Origin of the sequence: Acinetobacter sp. UBA801, assembly GCA_002296655.1 — a bacterium.
GTDB lineage: Bacteria > Pseudomonadota > Gammaproteobacteria > Pseudomonadales > Moraxellaceae > Acinetobacter.
Genome location: DBIN01000028.1, coordinates 1 through 19491, shown reverse-complemented (window position 1 = coordinate 19491; position 19491 = coordinate 1). Strand labels below are relative to the sequence as shown.

The following is a 19491-nucleotide window of genomic DNA, read 5'->3' as shown; positions in this document are numbered from 1 at the left end:
AATCAAAACTGAATATGATGCGAAACACTTTAGGCGTATAGCTCAGTTGGTTAGAGCGCTACGTTGACATCGTAGAGGTCTCCAGTTCGAGTCTGGATATGCCTACCAATATTTACTGAGTAATCAGTGATTTAAAGCCCATCTTATTAGATGGGCTTTTCATTTTATGGTATTTTTGAGGAGTTAAGTATTTCTACTGTGTTGATTGGTTAGTGATTTAAATTTAAAATTATAACTAAGGGTAGCTAACAGGCGTGTTACATTAATTACACTTCATTTTCTAGGACACGCATTAATTGGGAGTTCAGCTCAGCCGTAATAATGTCTAAAACTTTTTGGTGTAGATACATCTATTTTTTTGATTTATCAAAGCAATACATAGGCTACATTTTTGAACAATTATATTTACACATTTACACTAATCTCAATACATATATATGCCAACAGTGTCTAGATCGATGCCGCAATTCAATTGGTTGATGATGCTTATTATGATTCCCTTGCAAATGCTATCTGGGGCAAGTACACCACGCAAAAGCATGCTAGAAACCATTCAAAATATCATGCTGATTGCACCGACAACGCATTTTGTAACATTGGCTTAAGCAATTTTATATCGAAATGCGGATTGGATGTGAGCAGGCCTTTCGTTTCTATGGTTAATCGAAATTGCAACAACATTTTTCTATGTATCTTGGCAGCGTTTTAAAAATACCATTCATACAATGGCTTAATAGGATCGATTGAGTTTGATGGCTGAAGTACAAATTGTGATTTGGGTGCATTAAGAGTTACACCACGCTTAATTTTTGCTACTATGTATTAAAATTGTTTAATAAAAGTAAATGACATGAAACACATTCTTGTACCAGCTCTGGTGGTGTTGGTCGTTTTATTAGGTTATCTCGTTTACTTGGAAGAGGAAACGAGAAAGCAGGCAGAACTGAACCAAGTTTTGACTGAATCTGCAAATTTATCGCTTGAAAAAACAGAAGCGGCTACACCACAGATTTTGCAAGTCACAGAATAAATGTAGAAATTTCTAACATGATGTTTAGTGATTGTCTTATTTATCACACTTTTGTTTGGTTCACATAAACGTAAAATTTTATCTTTAATTCAAAAAAAACTAGAATTTAAAAAAAATCCCTATGGTATAATTTGCCAATTGAAACTGCTTTATCACAACTCAATTGCATTATTTTTGAGTGTGACTGAAGTGAAAAAAGATGAACAAAGCTGCATAAAAATTTATGCGGCTTTTTTATTTAGCATTCCGAAATTTTGATTTTGATAAAATCAAATGATTGATTGTAAATTAAGTTTATCCTTTTTGTGATTTTACATGCTCATTGGGCAAATCTATTGTTGCAACTGACACAGGTTTTAAGTGCTGACTTAAAATTGAGTCATGCTACAAACTCAGTTTATTTACAGGGGCTAGGTCATGACGACTCCTAATCCATCCTCAGCGGGAATGCTTGAGCGCTTATTCAAATTAAGTGAAAACAAGACCACATTCCGTACCGAGATTTTGGCGGGTGTAACCACATTCTTAACTATGTGTTACATCATTATTGTCAATCCGATGATTTTATCTGAAACAGGAATGGATCATGGAGCTGTCTTTGTCGCCACCTGTTTAGCCGCAGCAATTGGCTGTTTAGTGATGGGGATTGTTGCCAATTACCCAATCGCACTGGCACCGGGCATGGGGCTGAATGCCTATTTTACTTATTCCGTTTGTTTAGGCATGGGTGTGCCTTGGCAAACGGCTTTGGCAGCAGTTTTTGTATCAGGGATGATTTTCATTGCTATTAGCATGTTTAAAATCCGTGAAGCAATTGTGAATGCCATTCCCATGTCATTAAAATTAGCCATTGGCGGTGGTATTGGTTTATTCCTTGCTTTAATCGCCCTTAAAAATGCAGGCGTTATTGTCGATAATCCTGCGACTTTGGTGGGCTTAGGTGACTTAAAACAACCAACAGTACTTTTAGCGCTATTGGGCTTTTTAATGGTGGTGGTGATGCATCACTTTAAAGTGCGTGGTGCAATTATCATCAGTATTTTGGTACTGACTGCTATTTCCACAGCTTTAGGTTTAAGTGAATTTAAAGGTGTGGTTGGAGAAATTCCATCTATTGCACCTACTTTTATGCAAATGGACTTTGAAGGTCTATTTACAGCAAGTTTAATTGGTGTAATTTTCGTATTTTTCTTGGTCGATTTATTTGACTCTACAGGCACTTTAGTGGGTGTTTCACATCGTGCAGGCTTGTTACAAGATGGCAAATTACCACGTTTGAAAAAAGCACTTTTTGCCGATTCTTCTGCAATTGTCGCAGGTGCGGCATTGGGTACATCTTCAACAACGCCATATATTGAATCATCTGCAGGTGTTGCAGCGGGTGGTCGTACAGGTTTAACCGCAGTGATTGTTGGCTTGTTGTTTATTGCTTGTTTATTCTTGGCGCCGCTCGCGCAATCGGTACCTGGTTTTGCAACTGCACCTGCCTTGTTATTTGTGGGCGTGTTGATGATTCAGGGCATTGTGCATATTGATTGGGATGATATTACCGAAGCAGTGCCTGCCTTCTTAACTATCGTGTTCATGCCATTTACCTATTCTATTGCCGATGGCATCGCCATGGGCTTTATTAGTTATGCCTTAATTAAACTACTCACTGGCAAAGCGAAGTCTGTACCTTATATGGTGTGGATAATTGCTGTACTTTGGGCATTAAAATTTGCCATGTTTGGCGGTTAACATTTTTAAACTGAAAAGGGGTGTAAACTCAGTTTGCACCCTTTTTTATTTTGATCAATTTCTAAAATTCTCCCATAAAATACAAAAAGGACAGAACATGAATCAACTTGAGCTAATCCGTGCATTACCTAAAGCAGAACTGCATGTGCATATTGAAGGTACTTTTGAACCTGAATTGATGTTTGCCATTGCACAGCGCAACCAAATAGATATCCCGTATCAGTCTGTAGAAGAAGTCAAACAAGCCTATAACTTTCATAACTTGCAGTCTTTTTTAGATATTTATTATGCAGGCGCACAAGTATTGCTACATGAGCAAGATTTTTACGATTTAGCGTGGGCATATTTTGAAAAATGTGCTGAAGACCGTGTGGTGCATACCGAAATGTTTTTTGACCCGCAAACCCATACCGAGCGTGGTGTGGCATTTGCAACCGTGATTAATGGCTTACAACGTGCTTGCGATGATGCGCAAACAAAATTAGGTATCAGTTCACATTTAATTATGTGTTTCTTGCGTCATTTAAGCGAAGATGCTGCATTTGCTACTTTGGAACAGGCTTTATCTTATAAAGATCAAATTATTGCAGTGGGTTTAGATTCAAGCGAAGTCGGGCATCCCCCTTCAAAGTTTGAACGTGTCTTTACCAAAGCACGTGAAGCAGGCTTTTTAGTCGTGGCACACGCAGGCGAAGAAGGGCCATCCGAATATGTTTGGGAAGCGTTAGATTTACTGAAAGTAAATCGTATTGATCACGGTGTGCGTTCTGAAGAAGATCCTGTATTAATGCAGCGTTTAATCGCAGAAAAAATGCCGCTCACGGTTTGCCCATTGAGTAATTTAAAGCTATGTGTGGTGGATGATATGACACAGCACAACATCCGCCGTTTATTGCAGCAGGGTGTTAAAGTGACCGTCAATTCAGATGACCCATCTTATTTTGGTGGCTATATGAATGATAACTTTGTTGCAATTAGCCAAGCTTTAGACTTAAGCAATGCTGAATTAAAACAATTGGCGATCAATTCTTTTGAAGCTTCATTTATTTCGGTTGAACAAAAGCAAAAATGGATTGAGCAAATTCAAGTATTGGCGTGAGTTAAACTGAATTCAGATTCGCTTAGATTACAAAGCAGCAGCTTAATTTAAGCTGCTGCTTGTGGGAGAACAATTTAAGTCGCTTTAAATTCAAGTTTTTAAAATTATTTACCTTGCTGCGTCATACTACGCAATACATCCTCTTTATCTATATAGTGATGTTTGAGTGCGGCAAATACATGCTCAACCAGCATTGCCCCTGCAAACCAAGACAAATAAGTATGCACAGGTTTAACAATTGTTAATAGTTATGGGTTCTTATCCACCCATGCTGGAATTTCAAATAAATACAGCACATGCACAAGTTTCCCCCCACTCTCCAACTAAACAGCCCGTAATTGGAATCGCAAGCAGCATAAAAAACAGACCCAAATGTCACAAATGCGCTTATGTTTTCATCAAAGATGACATACTGTCAGGCAATTGCGGTACAGGGTGGGTATAACGCCAAAATAAGCGAATCACCCATAAACTATAATTGGTGTAGCGATATTTTATGCAGGGTAATCACATCAACTTTGAAGCTGTCATCGGCTTCATGGCTTATAAAGTTGCCATTAAAAAATCGATTACCCATGCGGCAATAAAAATAATCGCCATGAGCAAATGTAAAAATTCTGCGGTACGGGTGTAATATGAGTGAGAACTGTTCATGTTGTTTTTCAGGCTAATGGATGCTTGCATGCTATACAACCGCATGTGGTAAAAGTATCTACCTGCAACAGAGTGTTGAAAATCTGCAATGCTGAAAAAAATAAAGTTCTTATTAAGACTAGGCACATGAATGTAGAAATTGCAAAAAGCTATTCCTTCGCCAAACAAGTTTAGGCACAATAGCGGCATTGTTTCATCCAAATGACTTGAATATTAAATACAGGAAATATCCATGAAAAAACTACTCGCTGTATTGGCACCTATCGCTTTGGCTTTATCTGCATGTACCACAACTACAGGTACTACTACAGGAACGACAACTGCACCGACAGCAACTCAACAATTGGGTATGACGGCTATTAAAATTGCAATTAATGCCAAGTGTGTGACTGAATTAAATAACATTCCTGCATGGCACACTGCGACACGTGTGATGACAACAACGCAAAAGCAAAATGTTCAAGCTGAAATTTGTGGCTGTGTCAGTGAAAAAGCACCACAAAACGTGACTGCAGTAGATTTAGCCACAGCAGCAATTGACCCTGCTGCCCGTGCAACGATTGTGAGCAACGCGGTATCAAGAACCATTAATGCATGTGTGGCAGAAGCAGTAAGATAAGTTTAGTGACTCTGTACAATTAAAAAAGGGTGCATGATGACGCGCATTGTGAGATAGGCTGAATATTTCAGCCTTTTTTTAGGAAAAAGATGATGAAAATTGCGGGTGTTGATGAAGCAGGCCGTGGGCCTTTAGTAGGTTCTGTTGTTGCCGCGGCAGTTATTTTAGATCCGAATAACCCGATTGAAGGTTTAAATGACTCTAAAAAATTGACAGAAAAAAAGCGTGAAAAGTTGTTTTATGAAATTCAGGAAAAGGCTTTAGCTTGGGCAATTGCAGAAGCATCTGCAGCCGAAATTGATGAAGTGAATATTTTGCAAGCGTCGTTATTGGCGATGCGTCGTGCGGTAGAAGCTTTGTCTATTCAACCTGAGCATGTCTTGGTCGATGGCAATAAAATTCCGCAAGGTTTAGCAATGTCGTGTGATGCAGTTGTGGGGGGAGATGCATTACATGCAGAGATTTCGGCAGCCAGTATTTTAGCCAAAGTGGCGCGAGATCGTGAAATGGTGTTGCTTGACCAAGCATTTCCACAATTTGGTTTTGCTAAACACAAAGGTTACCCAACCAAAGCACATTTTGAAGCGATTGCACAGCATGGTGTGATTTCGGCACATCGACGAAGTTTTGCACCTGTGCGAAAGGCTTTAGAATTGATGGAAAAATAACATTAATTTTCATGTAAAACTATTGCTGAGTTGTAGGTAAAACATCCTGTACATAATCAGAATCAGCGAGCAACATCGAAATGGGGCAAGTTTTAAAAAAGCATTCAGCAGAAAAATTTAAAGCGGCAAATGAGCCGCTTTATATTCAATTACCTTAAACGTTTAACGATTAAAGTCATTTTGCGAGTAGTTATCTTCTTCAAATGATGGTTGATAATCTTGATCTAAGTGTTGCAAATGCTCATGCATGGCACGCTCGTGTTGAATACGTTGATAGATTTCTTCACGATGAACCGATACTTCTTTTGGCGCATTTACACCAATACGAACCTGGTTACCTTTGACACCAAGCACAGTCACGCTAACTTGGTCCCCAATCATTAATGTTTCTCCGACGCGTCGGGTGAGAATCAGCATGTTTATCTCCTTGCAAAATGCTAAACCTGCATTGATTTTTAAAGCAATTAAAAAGCTACAACCAAATAAAAACCAGTAAATTTTAACGGAACGTATCATTATTTATTATATAAGATACAGCGTTGCCAAAATTTATGAAAGCATGTTGCTCAATATAACAGAGCCACTATAAAAAAAACTATAGTGGCTCTAATTTTTTGTACTTTTTCGCAAAATTTGTCAGACAATTACATTTTCTGACAGGGACGCATTAAGCGCGTGCGCTAGACTCTCCGCTTTCACGATCTAGACCAAATACAGTGTGTAAAGTACGAACTGCAAGCTCTAGGTAGTTTTCTTCAATGATTACTGAAATTTTAATTTCAGAGGTAGAAATCATAAGAATGTTAATGCCTTCATCAGCAAGGGCGGTAAACATTTTGCTTGCAACACCCGCATGTGAACGCATACCTACGCCTACGATGGATACTTTTACAATGTCGTCACGTGTAGCCACTTCACGCGCACCAATTTCTTTTGCAGTTGCTTCAAGAATTGATTTTGCTTTGGCAAGCTCGCCACGGTTTACAGTAAAGGTAAAGTCAGTTGTACCATCTTCTTCTACGTTTTGGATGATCATGTCGACTTCAACATTGGCAGCGCCGATAGGTGACAAGATTTTAGATGCAATACCTGGCTCGTCAGGCACACCTAAAATAGTTAATTTTGCTTCGTCACGGTTAAACGCGATACCTGAGATGATAGGTTGTTCCATGTTGTCTTCCAATTCAGTAGTAATGAGTGTGCCGACATTTTGTTTAAAATCTTCGTCGAATGCGCCATCATCGTCATTATCAAAACTTGATAATACACGTAAAGGTACTTGGTATTTACCTGCAAATTCAACTGCACGAATTTGCAATACTTTAGAACCTAAAGACGCCATTTCTAGCATTTCTTCAAAAGAAATACGATCTACTTTTTTAGCTTTTGGTGCGACGCGTGGGTCTGTGGTGTAAACGCCATCTACGTCAGTATAAATTTGACATTCATCAGCTTTCAATGCAGCAGCAAGTGCAACGCCAGAAGTATCAGAACCACCACGACCTAAAGTAGTGGTGTTACCTTCGGCATCAAAACCTTGGAAACCGGCAACCACAATTACACGACCTGCATCTAGGTTTTCAGTCAATACATCGGTATTGATTGATTCAATACGTGCTTTGGTAAATGCGCTGTCAGTTTGAATACCAACTTGGCGACCAGTTAGTGATTTTGCCGCAACGCCAATAGAATTAAGCGCCATCGCTAACATCGAAATCGTTACCTGTTCGCCTGTAGACACCATTTGGTCTAATTCACGCGGATCAGGGGTTTCGGTAATGGCTTTCGCGAGAGCGAGTAGGCGATTGGTTTCGCCACTCATGGCAGAAACGACAACCACTATTTTGTGGCCATGATCATGCCAGCGCTTCACACGACGAGCAACATTTAAAATGCGCTCGGGAGTACCCATTGAGGTACCGCCATATTTTTGAACGATTAGTGCCATAGTTGTTCCATATAAGCCATGACCCTGAATTTACCTGCTCAGGGTCAGTTACACAAAAAGTGAGATTATTTTGCCGCAAGCCAAGCAGTTAAACCTGCCATCACCGATGCAAAGTTCTCGTTAAGTGGCGCGCCACCTTGTGCCAAATCAGGTTTACCACCACCTTTACCACCTAGTTCTGTAGCTAAGTATTTGATGATGTCTCCTGCTTTAATCGTAGCAGTAAAGTCTGGTGCAACAGAAGCGATTAAGCTGACTTTATCGCCTTCTACACCTGCAAGTACAATCACTGCTTGGTCGAGTTTGGATTTTACACCGTCGTGTAAGTTACGCAGTGATTTTGCATCCATATTTTGTACAGTCGTAATGAGCGTGGTACGTCCAGCAAGTTCTTGTACTTGACTTAAAAGTTCAGCTGCTTGGAAATGCGCTAATTTTTGATTGAGCTGTTCAATCTGCTTTTGAAGGCTAGATGCTGTATTGACCAATGTATGCACTTTTTCTAAAGTCTGGTCTTTTTGTGCTTTCAACAAAGCATTGATACTGTTGATATCACGTTCAGTTTTTTGAACGGCATCAACGGCTTTGCTGCCTGTAATCGCTTCAATACGACGCACGCCAGCTGCAACACCACCTTCAGAGATGATTTTGAATAAGCCAATATCGCCCGTACGTTTTACGTGAATACCGCCACAAAGTTCAATGGAGAAGTTTTTATCTTCAATAATTGAACCCATAGAAAGTACGCGAACTTCATCGCCATACTTTTCACCAAACAGCATCATTGCGCCTTTGGCTTTGGCTGCTTCAATATCCAGTAATTCAGTAGAAACTGCGGTATTAGCAATAACTTCTGCATTCACTAAACGCTCGATTTCTTGTAATTGTTCAAATGACACAGGTTGATCATTGGCAAAGTCAAAACGTAAAATGTCAGAAGCAACCAAAGAACCTTTTTGCTGTACGTGTGCGCCTAAAACTTGACGTAGGGCAGCGTGTAATAGGTGTGTTGCAGAGTGGTTGCGTGCAGTTGCTTCGCGGATGTCTGTTTTTACAATCGCTTCCACCGCTTGCGCAGCTTTTAAACTGCCCATGGTAACAATACCTTGATGAACAAAGGCACCGCCAGATTTTTTGGTATCTTGAACTTCAAAAATACCGGTTTCGTTTTTGAATAGACCTGTATCGCCAATCTGACCACCGCTTTCTGCATAGAACGGGGTTTGATTGAGTACGATCAAAGCTTCATCGCCTTCAACGACTTCATCAACTTGTTCGCCATCTTTATAAATAGCCACAATTTGACCCTGACCAGTCGTTGCGTCATAGCCATCAAATTGAGTTTCGCCTTCAACTTTTACAATTGAGTTATAATCAACCGCAAATTTACCTGCATCGCGTGCACGTTGACGTTGTGCTGCCATTTCAACTTCAAAGCCTGCTTCGTCAATGGTCAAGTCACGTTCACGTGCAATGTCTGCTGTTAAGTCAGTCGGGAAACCGTAAGTGTCATAAAGTTTAAATACTACTTCGCCTGGAATGACTGACCCTTTAAGCTGTGCCAATTCACCTTCAAGCAATTTCAAACCTTGCTCAAGGGTTTTGGCAAATTGTTCTTCTTCTTTCAGTAATGCTGCCTCGATACGCGCTTGATTTGCTGCAAGTTCAGGATATGCATCACCCATGACTTCAATGAGTGGCTTCAACATTTTATGGAAGAATGAACCTGTTGCGCCTAATTTGTTGCCATGACGTACTGCACGACGAATAATACGACGTAATACATACCCACGACCTTCATTCGATGGATTCACCCCATCAGCAATCAGGAAGCAGCAAGAGCGAGCATGGTCTGCAACCACTTTGAGCGAAGCAGGGTAGTCCACAGGCTTGCCAGTTTGTTGTGCTGTTGCTTCAAGAGCAGTTGTGTCTAAACCAATAATCTGAGCTGCATTTTTGAGTAAGTGCTGGAATAGATCAATTTCGTAGTTTGAGTTAACATGTTGCAATACTGCGGAAATACGTTCCAAACCCATGCCTGTATCGACAGACGGTGCTGGAAGTGGGTGCAGTACACCATCCGCAGTACGGTTGAACTGCATGAATACATTGTTCCAGATTTCAATGAAACGATCACCATCTTCTTCAGGCGTGCCTGGTAAGCCACCCCAGATATGATCGCCATGATCATAGAAAATTTCAGAACAAGGACCACAAGGACCTGTATCACCCATTGCCCAGAAGTTATCTGAAGCATATTGACCGCCTTTGTTGTCGCCAATACGAATAATACGAGAAGCATCTAAACCAATTTCTTTGTTCCAGATGTCAAACGCTTCATTATCGGTGTGATAAACCGTAGCATATAAACGCTCTTTCGGTAGCGCCAACCATTGTTCGCCTGTTAGAAATTCCCAAGCAAATTTAATTGCATCACGTTTGAAATAATCACCAAACGAGAAGTTACCTAACATTTCAAAGAAAGTATGGTGACGTGCGGTATAACCCACATTGTCTAAATCGTTGTGTTTACCGCCTGCGCGTACACATTTTTGTGACGATACAGCGCGCACATAATCACGTTTTTCCAGCCCTAGGAAACAGTCTTTAAACTGGTTCATACCCGCATTGGTAAATAATAAGGTTGGGTCGTTGGCAGGTACTAGAGAACTCGATGCGACACGTGTATGCCCTTGCGATTCAAAGTAACGCAAAAATGCTTCACGAATTTCAGCTGATGTCATAAAACGAGTACTCACAACCAAGTCACTCCATAATTTCCGATTTGGCTAAACACAGGACAGTCTGACAAAAATAATTCTTTTGCTGTCATGCAGGCTTAAAATTTAAAAAACGCCAAATTATAACGGAAAAAGCTATTATCACCAATCATTTTAGTGTGAATAGATGACAATTCTGACGCAAACTATGTTGCTATTACGCAGAATAAATCTTTGCAATAGAAGATGATGAACATTTACATTTAAAATAAGCGCTTACTGCGGGTCGTGTAATATGCCGAACTGCCATGAAACGCAATACAGACAAATTTAAAAAATTGGTGAGCGATAAAAAGCCGAAGCTGATATTTTAATTTGTCGAATTAAACAACAAATTGCGAAAAAATTCGCAGAATTGATCTGATTTTTTTCAGTAAGGCCTCAAAATCTATTAACATTGTCTGCGCTTAAATTTTGATTTCATTATGAAAGGATCAGTCATGCAACGAGTGGCAATCAATGGCTTTGGTAGAATCGGGCGCAATGTGCTGCGAGCTTGGTTTGAAAATCCCAAAGACTTTCATTTTGAAATTGTCGCGATAAATGACATTGCCGATGTAGAAACGTTAGTTCATTTATTTAAATACGACAGCACGCATGGTCGTTTTAAAGGGCAGGTGGAAATCAGCCTTGAAAATGAACAGATTTTTTTGAATATTTCTGCGGGTTTGGCGCAATTAAAAGTTCAGGTGTTGAATCATGCTCAACCTGCGCAATTGCCGTGGCAAGCCTTAAATGTGGATGTGGTACTAGAGTGTACGGGGTTGTTCCGTTCCCGTGAGGCAGCAACGCAGCATATTACGGCGGGCGCCAACCGTGTGATTATTGGTGCCGCGCCATTCGATACTGTAGATGCTGCGATTGTTTATGGTGTGAACCATCACGAAGTTAAAAGTACCGACCAAATTATTTCCAGTGTGTCCTGCACTACGCAAGCTTTAGTGCCACTGGTTAAAATCATTGATGATGCTTTTGGAATAGATACCGCATTAATGACTGAAATTCATGCAGTTACAGCCGATCAAACTGTATTGGATCAGGCGCATCGCGATTTACGTCGTGCGCGTGCATCAGGACAAAATATTATTCCGACAACTTCATCTGCCTTGGGTGCTTTAAAACAAGTCATGCCAAAAATGGAAGATCGAATTGATGGTTATTCGATTCGTGTGCCAACCATTAATGTTGCAGCTATTGATCTAACTTTTATTTCGCAGTCACCGATTACGGTGCACAAATTGAATCAGGTGTTATGTGCTTCGGCAGCGCATGATTATGCCGAAATTATGCAAGTGACCGATGAACCTTTGGTATCGAGTGACTTTAACCATTCACCTTATTCGTTAATTGTCGATTTAAGCCAAACCATGGTGGTGGGCCATCAAGCCAAAGTTTTTGCTTGGTATGACAACGAGTGGGGTTATGCCAATCGTTTACTGGATTTGTGCGAATCTTTTAGTCAGCGGGTAGTATAAGAGCTACTTATAAAGACATATACAAAGTGTAAAAAGCATGCAATAGTGATGAAAGATTTTATAATTCGTATTCACGGTTAATTCACTGATTGATAAAACAAAGTTTGCATAGAAAGTTTGAATAGAGTAGTAGCATGATGATTATTTTATTGTGGGGATTTATTTTTTTGCTGGCACTTGCTGTAATTTTTCTGATTTGGTTGCAGTTTAAAAATCAGGCAGACAGCAGTAGCGATGTGCGGCATCAACAGCAAGTCGAGCAAAAAGTATTACATTTAGAAGAGCATCTGAAAAAGACGTTGGAAATTATGCAAGACTTGGCCAAAAAGATGCAGGTTCAGCAAGATGCGCTAGATAAAACCGTGCAAAAAACAGCACAGCTTGAAATGCAAAATGCCGAGTTGGTTAGTTTATTGGCAAAGGTAGTCAAATCAAATCAGGATTTTTAAATGACGGTTTTGAAAGATGTCGTGTATTCATATTTTTTACCGCATATTTCAGAAAAAGTCAGGTGCATGAGCAAAAGTATCATGCTAAACTAGGAGAAATCGGGTGTGCTCCCGATTTTTTTATGCGGATTCGTTCCGCGCAAACAAGAATTTAGGTTTACAACATGCCCATTTCAGAGACATGGTTATTACCTGATGGTGTAGCTGATGTATTACCAGAACAAGCGCAAGTGATTGAAAACTTGCGTCGTAAGTCACTGGATTTCCTCGCATCTCGAGGTTATCAGTTGGTGTACACGCCATTCATAGAATACATTGAATCTCTATCTTCTCTATCAGAATCGAATCAAGATTTAGACCTTGCCACATTTAAAGTAATTGACCAACTTTCAGGTCGTTTGCTAGGTGTGCGTGCCGATATGACACCCCAAGTAGCACGTATTGATGCGCATGTACATCCTGTAGATGGTATTGCACGTTACTGCTATGCAGGTACGGTTTTACATACTAAACCACAAGGTTTTAATTCTACACGTGCACCATTGCAATTGGGTGCAGAGTTATTTGGTTCAGATAGCATTGATGCCGATGTAGAAATGGTTGATCTTATGATCAGCTTGCTCAAAGAAGCAGGTCTGGCAGAAGGTATGCATTTAGACTTGGGTCATGTCGGTATGTTCCGTAGCTTGGTTAAACAAGCAGAATTAAGCAAAGCCATTGAACGTCAATTGTCAGATTTATATCAGCGTAAAGCATTGCCTGAACTGGCAGAATTTACCCGAGATTTAAACTTCGGTTCAGATTTTTATGCTTTAGGTCGCTATGCCAGCGATTTAAATGCTTTGCAGGCTCATTTAAGTGCTGAAGTGTTGGCAAATAGCGAATTTAATCAAGCATTTGAAGCCGTTAAAGCAACACAAGCTGAAATTCAGGCGCGTTGGCCAAATCTGCATATTGGTATAGATGTGGTTGAGCTGCGTTCTTATCATTATCATACGGGCTTAATGTATGCGGTATATGCACCAAATCGTGCTGCGCCATTGGCTCAAGGTGGTCGTTATGATGGCATTGGTCAGCATTTCGGACGTGCGCGTCCTGCAACAGGTTTCTCTTGTGACTTGTTTGTATTAAGTGCAGGCCGTTTTGAATCATCGGCTGTTGTTGTTGCGCCTAAAGGTTCACAACCCGATTTAATCGCAGCTATTCAAAATACGCGTGCGCAAGGCTTTAGGGTAATTCAATTGTTGGGCAATGATGATTTAAACTCGGTTCCATACGCAACGCACCAATTGGTTCTTGCACATGGTGAGTGGACAGTCGAAAAAATTTAATCGCCAAGGCATGTTTCATGTTACAAGTCTTGGTTTTCAATTTTAACAGCATGATGTAATGAGGCTATTATGGGCAAGAATGTTGTGGTACTTGGTACCCAATGGGGCGACGAAGGTAAAGGTAAGATCGTCGACCTGCTCACCGATCAGGCGGCGGCAGTCGTTCGTTATCAAGGCGGACACAACGCAGGTCATACTCTCGTGGTTGGTGGTAAGAAAACTGTATTACACCTCATTCCATCAGGTATTTTACGTGAAAACGTACTGTGCCTAATTGGTAATGGTGTTGTGCTTTCTCCTGAAGCACTTATTAAAGAAATGGGTATTTTGGAGCAAGAAGGCGTGCCAGTGAAAGAGCGTTTACGCATTTCACCAAACTGCCCACTTATTTTGCCGAATCACATTGCACTTGACCAAGCACGTGAGAAAAAACGTGGTAATGCCAAAATTGGAACAACAGGTCGTGGTATTGGCCCAGCTTATGAAGATAAGGTTGCACGTCGTGCAATTCGTGTTGCAGACTTGGTGCGTGGTGGTGAGGCGTTACGTACTCAATTGACTGAATTATTGGACTATCACAACTTCCAATTGACACAATACTACGGTGTTGAAGCAGTTCAGTTGGATGAAGTTTTAGCACTATGCGACCAATGGCGTGAAGTGATTGCACCATTAGTGGTTGATGTAACAACCGAAATTCATAATTACCGTAAAAACGGTGACAATATTATGTTTGAAGGTGCACAAGGTTCATTGCTTGATGTTGACCACGGTACTTATCCGTATGTGACTTCATCGAACACGACTGCGGGCGGTGTAAGCTCGGGTTCAGGCTTAGGTCCATTACATTTAGACTACGTTTTAGGGATTACCAAAGCCTATACCACACGTGTAGGTGCAGGTCCATTCCCAACAGAGTTGGTATACGACGCAGCAAATGACGTGGGTGATGCGATTGGTAAACACTTAGGTACTGTCGGTCACGAATTTGGTGCCTCTACAGGTCGTCAGCGTCGTTGTGGTTGGTTTGATGCCGAAATTTTACGTCGTTCAGTCGATGTAAACTCACTTTCTGGTATTTGCTTGACCAAGTTAGATGTGTTGGATGGTTTAGAAGAAATCAAAATCTGTGTAGGTTATGAAAATGCCGATTCAGGTTGTGTAGGTTCTTCTGATGCGCTTGCATACGAAAACTTAAAGCCAATTTACGAAACTATGCCAGGTTGGTCTGAATCAACTGTGGGCGCGACCAGTGTAGAGCAATTGCCTGAAAATGCAGTGAACTACATCAAACGTCTTGAGCAGTTAATTGAATGTCCAATCGATATTATTTCTACAGGCCCAGACCGCGCAGAAACGATAGTATTGCGTCATCCATTTGATGCTTAAGTGGTTGTGCTTTGACATAACATACAAGTTCAGATGATGTACTCAGCCCTGTCTAAATGATGGGGCTTTTTATTGATGTTGTTTCAGTTTCAATAGCGACTCATTTGGTGAAAAATTGCAGATGATGCTGAGTGAGTGGTTTTTTTAAGACTAAAGTTGCAGATGACTGGCACTGTGCAGCGCAGGGTGGCTTGTTACAATGGCTTTAGAAAATTAAATTTAATTAAGGTTATGCAGGATGCATAAAAATATTACCAGTACGATTTTTTATTCTTTGTTGTTCGCGATGGGCGGAGCACCGACCATTGCCATGATGCTGATTTTATCGCAAAAGCATGATCCGAATATTATGTATCAGGCATTTATTGGTTTAAGCGTTATTTTTGCCTGTATTTTGGTGCCACTGATTCTGATTCAAAATGCTTACCTACTCTACAAACGCAAAAATCCAGAAATGGAAGAAAAAGTAGAAGTAGTGTCTAAAATTTACTTGGGTTTAAATGTTTTCTGTTTAATATTTTGGTTGTGTTATCAATTTCTTTACTAAGGCAGTTATTGATCGCTTAGACATACAATCTGTACACAGCTTGGGCGTTGTTTACATAAATGATATGATTATGAAGTGATTATAGATTTAAAGCCTTGAATTGATTTCATATAATTGATTGGTATGAAGATAGCTCGCAAGGCGGAGATTATTATAATGAACAAAAAACTGATGTTAAGTTTATGTGCCGCAGGCGCAATCACAGTTTCAGGGTGTACCACTGTTGCAGACATGGCGGGTGCAGATACTGCGACCCTAAATGCAACTGCAACCAAAAGCTATAACGAAATGGTGCAAGATGCACGCAATAAAAATCAGTTAGACACGAGTTCAACCACGTATAAACGTATCAATACTGTGTTTCAGCGTTTGATTCCACATGCCAACCAAATGAACCAAACTGGTCAGCCTTTCCAGTGGCAATTGGCGGTACTCAAATCTGATCAAGTCAATGCTTTTGTCGCACCAGGCGGTAAAGTAGTGTTCTACACAGGTATTGTGAATAAACTGAATTTAACCGATGCCGAAATTGCCGCAATTATGGGGCATGAAATGGTGCATGCCTTAGAAGAACACGCGAAAAGTAAAATTGGTGCACAGGCCTTAACCAATATTGCCTTGAACGTAGGTTTAAGTGCAGCAGGTAATAACGTTGGTCAATTGGGTGCAGCAGCAGCACAATTGGGTACGCAAATTGGGATTGGCTTGCCATATTCGCGTAATTTGGAAGGTCGTGCCGATCAGGGCGGTTTAATGCTGATGGCGCGTGCAGGTTATAACCCGCAAGCTGCAATTACCCTTTGGGAGAAAATGAACAAGCTTGAAGGTGGTGGCGGTGCGTCATTCTTATCGACTCACCCATCGAACAGTCAGCGTATTGAAGCAATGCGTAAAAACTTGCCAGCAGCACAAGCGGTATATAACCAAAACCGTCGTTAAGATGACATCAGTCAGTTAGACAGATAAATAAAAGAAAGAATGTGCATCGAAATGCGCATCCTTTTTTAAAATTTTTGACTTTAAACAACATAAAAATGGTGCGTTATAGCTGAACTCATGTTTTCAATTTAAACGCCAGCTCACTTGTTTACTTCAATTTTCTAATTTCATTTTAAAGCAGTGCTTAAAATGAAATTAGGGTGCTGGATTGGGTTGTTGACGATGAATGGCTTCAATACCTTGTAAAATTTCATCTGATAAGTTGATGTCAAAAGCATCAATATTTTCTTTGAGTTGTGCCATATTGGTCGCGCCAATAATGGTACTGGTTACAAAAAATTGCTGCTTAATAAATGCTAGAGCCAGTTGCGTCAAACTCAAGTCGTGTTGTTCTGCAAGTTGGGCGTATTGTTCGGTCGCCCATTCGCTTTGTGGATTGCTGTAACGGCCAAAACGTGAATATAGCGTGACACGTGCATTGGCAGGGCGTGCACCATGACGGAATTTACCAGTTAAATAACCAAAAGCCAAAGGTGAGTAGGCGAGTAGTCCAATACCTTCATAATGGGCAATTTCAGACATGCCAATTTCGTAAGTGCGGTTGAGCAAATTATACGGATTTTGTACGCTGACGAACTTGCTTAATCCTAGCTGTTCTGCAAGGTGTAGAAACTTCATGGTGCCCCACGGGGTTTCGTTTGACAGGCCAATATAGCGAATCCGTCCTTTTTGAATTTCTTGTTGCAACGCGGTTAAGGTTTCAGCGAGATCAGTTACTTCTTGCGTATTTTGTGCTTCTTGGTTGCCATAACCGAGTTTGCCAAAAAAGTTGGTCGGACGCTGCGGCCAGTGCAGTTGGTATAAGTCGATATAGTCGGTTTGCAGGCGTTTTAAATTGCCATCCAGCGCAGAATGAATATCCTGTGCATTAAAGCGGGTTTTGCCATCTCGAATATGACTGCCGCCTTGCGAAGGGCCTGCAATTTTAGAGGCTAAAAATAATTTATCACGTCCGCCACGTTGCTGTAACCAATTACCAATGATAGTTTCAGTTGCACCTTGAGTTTCTACTTTTGGCGGTACGGGGTACATTTCTGCGGTATCCCAGAAATACAAACCACGCTCTAAGGCATAATCCAGTTGCTCGAAGGCATCTGATTGCGTGTTTTGTTCACCAAAGGTCATGGTGCCCAAGCAGATTTCTGGAACTAAAATCCCCGTCTTTGCCAATGGTTTAAATTGCATATTGTCTCTCGCTCAAGATTATGTTTATGAAGGGATGTTACAAGAGCCGACACCATTTTGCGCCACTTGTGGCTGCGAAAATTGCTACTGCTTTGTAGTGACAGCAAGAATGGTATTTTGATATTTGAAAATGGTTAACAGTTATATGCCGGTAATAAAAAAGCAAATCCGAAGATTTGCTTTTTTAATTTGCATATGCATGGTTTATTCGTCATCAAAGTCGCCATCAGTGGCTTCATTTTGCTCCAAAGAAGCATCAAAAATCAGAATAGCTTTACCATCAGTTTCAATCATGCCTTGTTCTTCAAGTGTTTTTAGAACACGCCCGACCATTTCACGTGAACAGCCGACAATACGACCAATTTCTTGGCGTGTAATACGAATTTGACGACCGTTTGGCAAAATCATGGCTTCTGGCTGCGCAGAAAGATCAATCAAGCAACGTGCAATACGACCAGACACATCTATAAAGGCAAGGTCAGTTACTTTACGTGTGGTATTTTTTAAACGGCGTACCAGTTGTGCAAAAACAGCATAGCTTAAATCAGGATATTGTTTGCTGAGTTCGTGGAAATTTTCATAAGTAATTTCTGCGATTTCACATACATCACGAGTACGAACTTCTGCAGTACGTTGCGGATTCGATTCAAACAGACCCATTTCCCCAAAAAAGTCGCCTGGATTCAAATATGCCACAACAATTTCGCGATCATCATCTTCGCGAAGAATAATTGATACTGAACCTTTTAAAATCAAATATAATGATTTAGATTCAGTCCCTGCATCAACAATAGTTGTCCGTTTTGGATAACGGTTGATGTATGCACGTTTTAATAATGCTTTGACTGAGTCAGGCAGTTGTCCTGGGGACAATGCATCAGTACTCAGCTGTGAAAAGTTGGAAGTCATGCTAACGGTTCCGAAAATGGATAAATAATAGATCGCACAAGACCTAGTCTGAACTTGTCACACAGTAGAGATGAAATTCCTTATCAACTCAAGTTATGTTAGTGTACAAATACCCGTGTCAATTTATAGCTTTTTTTAGGTAGTTGCAATGCAAACAAGTGTTCAATGGTTAGAGAACGTTGCTTTTGAAGCCAAATCAGAAAGTGGTCATTCTGTAGTGATGGATGGTTCTGCAGAATATGGTGGTGAAAACCGTGGACCACGTCCTATGGAGTTAATCTTAATGGGACTTGGTGGGTGTGCTTCGTTTGATATTGTGACTATTTTAAAGAAATCACGCCAAGAAGTGACGCATGTTGAATGTCAGTTAACTGCAGAACGTGCCGATAGCATTCCTGCAGTTTTTACTAAAATTCACTTGCATTTTGTGGTCAAAGGCAAGGCAGTCAAGGAAAAGCAGGTCGCGAAGGCGGTTGAGCTTTCAGCAGAAAAGTACTGTTCTGCCAGTAAAATGCTATCTGATGGTGGTGTTGAAATTAGCCATGATTTTGAAATTATTGAACAAGATTAAGCTTTGACTAATAGGTCATACAATGGTTGGTATATTTTGCCAACCATTGTAACCAAATATTTCAAATGACATAAATAATAGACCTTGTATCTTGGAGG

Annotated in this window: 17 protein-coding genes, 1 tRNA gene and 1 pseudogene; 13 read left to right on the top strand and 6 right to left on the bottom strand. The window is 40.6% G+C overall.

The genetic code is table 11. The features are described 5' to 3' along the window. Window positions 1-31: 31 nt before the first annotated feature. The 4 genes from B2W49_RS05295 to B2W49_RS05280 all read left to right on the top strand — a co-directional run bounded on the left by B2W49_RS05295 (window position 32) and on the right by B2W49_RS05280 (window position 3869). Window positions 32-108 (top strand) — tRNA-Val (locus B2W49_RS05295). A 742-nt stretch (window positions 109-850) separates the two neighbouring features. Further along, window positions 851-1030, top strand: coding sequence for a hypothetical protein (locus B2W49_RS05290; protein WP_291335218.1), 180 nt, complete (start codon window positions 851-853; stop codon window positions 1028-1030). A gap of 417 nt (window positions 1031-1447) precedes the next feature. Further along, on the top strand, window positions 1448-2770 hold the full coding sequence (locus B2W49_RS05285) for an NCS2 family permease (RefSeq protein ID WP_291335216.1): 1323 nt from the start codon (window positions 1448-1450) through the stop codon (window positions 2768-2770). A gap of 97 nt (window positions 2771-2867) precedes the next feature. Then, window positions 2868-3869, top strand: a complete 1002-nt coding sequence (locus B2W49_RS05280) for an adenosine deaminase (protein WP_291335214.1) — start codon at window positions 2868-2870, stop codon at window positions 3867-3869. A 104-nt stretch (window positions 3870-3973) separates the two neighbouring features. On the opposite strand, the pseudogene B2W49_RS05275 reads toward B2W49_RS05280, so the two are convergent. Continuing rightward, a pseudogene (locus B2W49_RS05275) lies at window positions 3974-4523 on the bottom strand (cytochrome b). A 232-nt stretch (window positions 4524-4755) separates the two neighbouring features. On the opposite strand from B2W49_RS05275, the gene B2W49_RS05270 reads away from it, so the two are divergent. Beyond that, on the top strand, window positions 4756-5142 hold the full coding sequence (locus tag B2W49_RS05270; RefSeq protein WP_236162293.1) for a hypothetical protein: 387 nt from the start codon (window positions 4756-4758) through the stop codon (window positions 5140-5142). Window positions 5143-5231: 89 nt separating this feature from the next. Continuing rightward, a complete protein-coding gene (rnhB, locus tag B2W49_RS05265; protein WP_291335212.1) occupies window positions 5232-5810 on the top strand; it encodes a ribonuclease HII in 579 nt (192 codons plus the stop codon). Window positions 5811-5972: 162 nt separating this feature from the next. Here rnhB and csrA read toward each other — a convergent pair whose 3' ends face one another. The 3 genes from csrA to alaS form a co-directional block, all read right to left on the bottom strand. After that, window positions 5973-6227 (bottom strand): carbon storage regulator CsrA, encoded by a 255-nt coding sequence (gene csrA / locus B2W49_RS05260; protein ID WP_004971589.1) that lies wholly within the window; start codon window positions 6225-6227, stop codon window positions 5973-5975. Between the two features lie 250 nt (window positions 6228-6477). After that, window positions 6478-7758, bottom strand: a complete 1281-nt coding sequence (locus B2W49_RS05255; protein WP_291335208.1) for an aspartate kinase — start codon at window positions 7756-7758, stop codon at window positions 6478-6480. A gap of 65 nt (window positions 7759-7823) precedes the next feature. After that, window positions 7824-10517, bottom strand: a complete 2694-nt coding sequence (gene alaS / locus B2W49_RS05250; RefSeq protein ID WP_291335206.1) for an alanine--tRNA ligase — start codon at window positions 10515-10517, stop codon at window positions 7824-7826. A 461-nt stretch (window positions 10518-10978) separates the two neighbouring features. On the opposite strand from alaS, the gene B2W49_RS05245 reads away from it, so the two are divergent. The 6 genes from B2W49_RS05245 to B2W49_RS05220 all read left to right on the top strand — a co-directional run bounded on the left by B2W49_RS05245 (window position 10979) and on the right by B2W49_RS05220 (window position 16668). Continuing rightward, window positions 10979-12013 (top strand): type I glyceraldehyde-3-phosphate dehydrogenase, encoded by a 1035-nt coding sequence (locus B2W49_RS05245; protein ID WP_291335204.1) that lies wholly within the window; start codon window positions 10979-10981, stop codon window positions 12011-12013. Between the two features lie 134 nt (window positions 12014-12147). Next, the gene (locus tag B2W49_RS05240) at window positions 12148-12462 is read left to right on the top strand and encodes a hypothetical protein (RefSeq protein ID WP_236162296.1); all 315 of its coding nucleotides are present in this window, start codon (window positions 12148-12150) and stop codon (window positions 12460-12462) included. 164 nt (window positions 12463-12626) lie between these two features. After that, window positions 12627-13793, top strand: a complete 1167-nt coding sequence (locus B2W49_RS05235) for an ATP phosphoribosyltransferase regulatory subunit (RefSeq protein WP_291335200.1) — start codon at window positions 12627-12629, stop codon at window positions 13791-13793. 69 nt (window positions 13794-13862) lie between these two features. Further along, entirely contained in the window at window positions 13863-15182 is a 1320-nt protein-coding gene (locus B2W49_RS05230) for an adenylosuccinate synthase (RefSeq protein WP_291335198.1), read from the top strand. Window positions 15183-15420: 238 nt separating this feature from the next. Next, window positions 15421-15729 (top strand): hypothetical protein, encoded by a 309-nt coding sequence (locus tag B2W49_RS05225; RefSeq protein WP_291335196.1) that lies wholly within the window; start codon window positions 15421-15423, stop codon window positions 15727-15729. A 156-nt stretch (window positions 15730-15885) separates the two neighbouring features. Beyond that, on the top strand, window positions 15886-16668 hold the full coding sequence (locus B2W49_RS05220) for a M48 family metallopeptidase (protein ID WP_236094943.1): 783 nt from the start codon (window positions 15886-15888) through the stop codon (window positions 16666-16668). Window positions 16669-16863: 195 nt separating this feature from the next. On the opposite strand, the gene B2W49_RS05215 is transcribed toward B2W49_RS05220, so the two are convergent. Both B2W49_RS05215 and crp read right to left on the bottom strand, forming a co-directional pair. Continuing rightward, complete coding sequence (locus B2W49_RS05215; RefSeq protein ID WP_291335192.1) at window positions 16864-17913, bottom strand: NADP(H)-dependent aldo-keto reductase; 1050 nt, start codon at window positions 17911-17913, stop codon at window positions 16864-16866. A gap of 204 nt (window positions 17914-18117) precedes the next feature. Continuing rightward, on the bottom strand, window positions 18118-18822 hold the full coding sequence (gene crp, locus B2W49_RS05210; protein ID WP_167845925.1) for a cAMP-activated global transcriptional regulator CRP: 705 nt from the start codon (window positions 18820-18822) through the stop codon (window positions 18118-18120). A 148-nt stretch (window positions 18823-18970) separates the two neighbouring features. Here crp and B2W49_RS05205 point away from each other — a divergent pair, with 148 nt between their 5' ends. Further along, complete coding sequence (locus B2W49_RS05205) at window positions 18971-19393, top strand: OsmC family protein (RefSeq protein ID WP_070156041.1); 423 nt, start codon at window positions 18971-18973, stop codon at window positions 19391-19393. Window positions 19394-19491 lie beyond the last annotated feature (98 nt).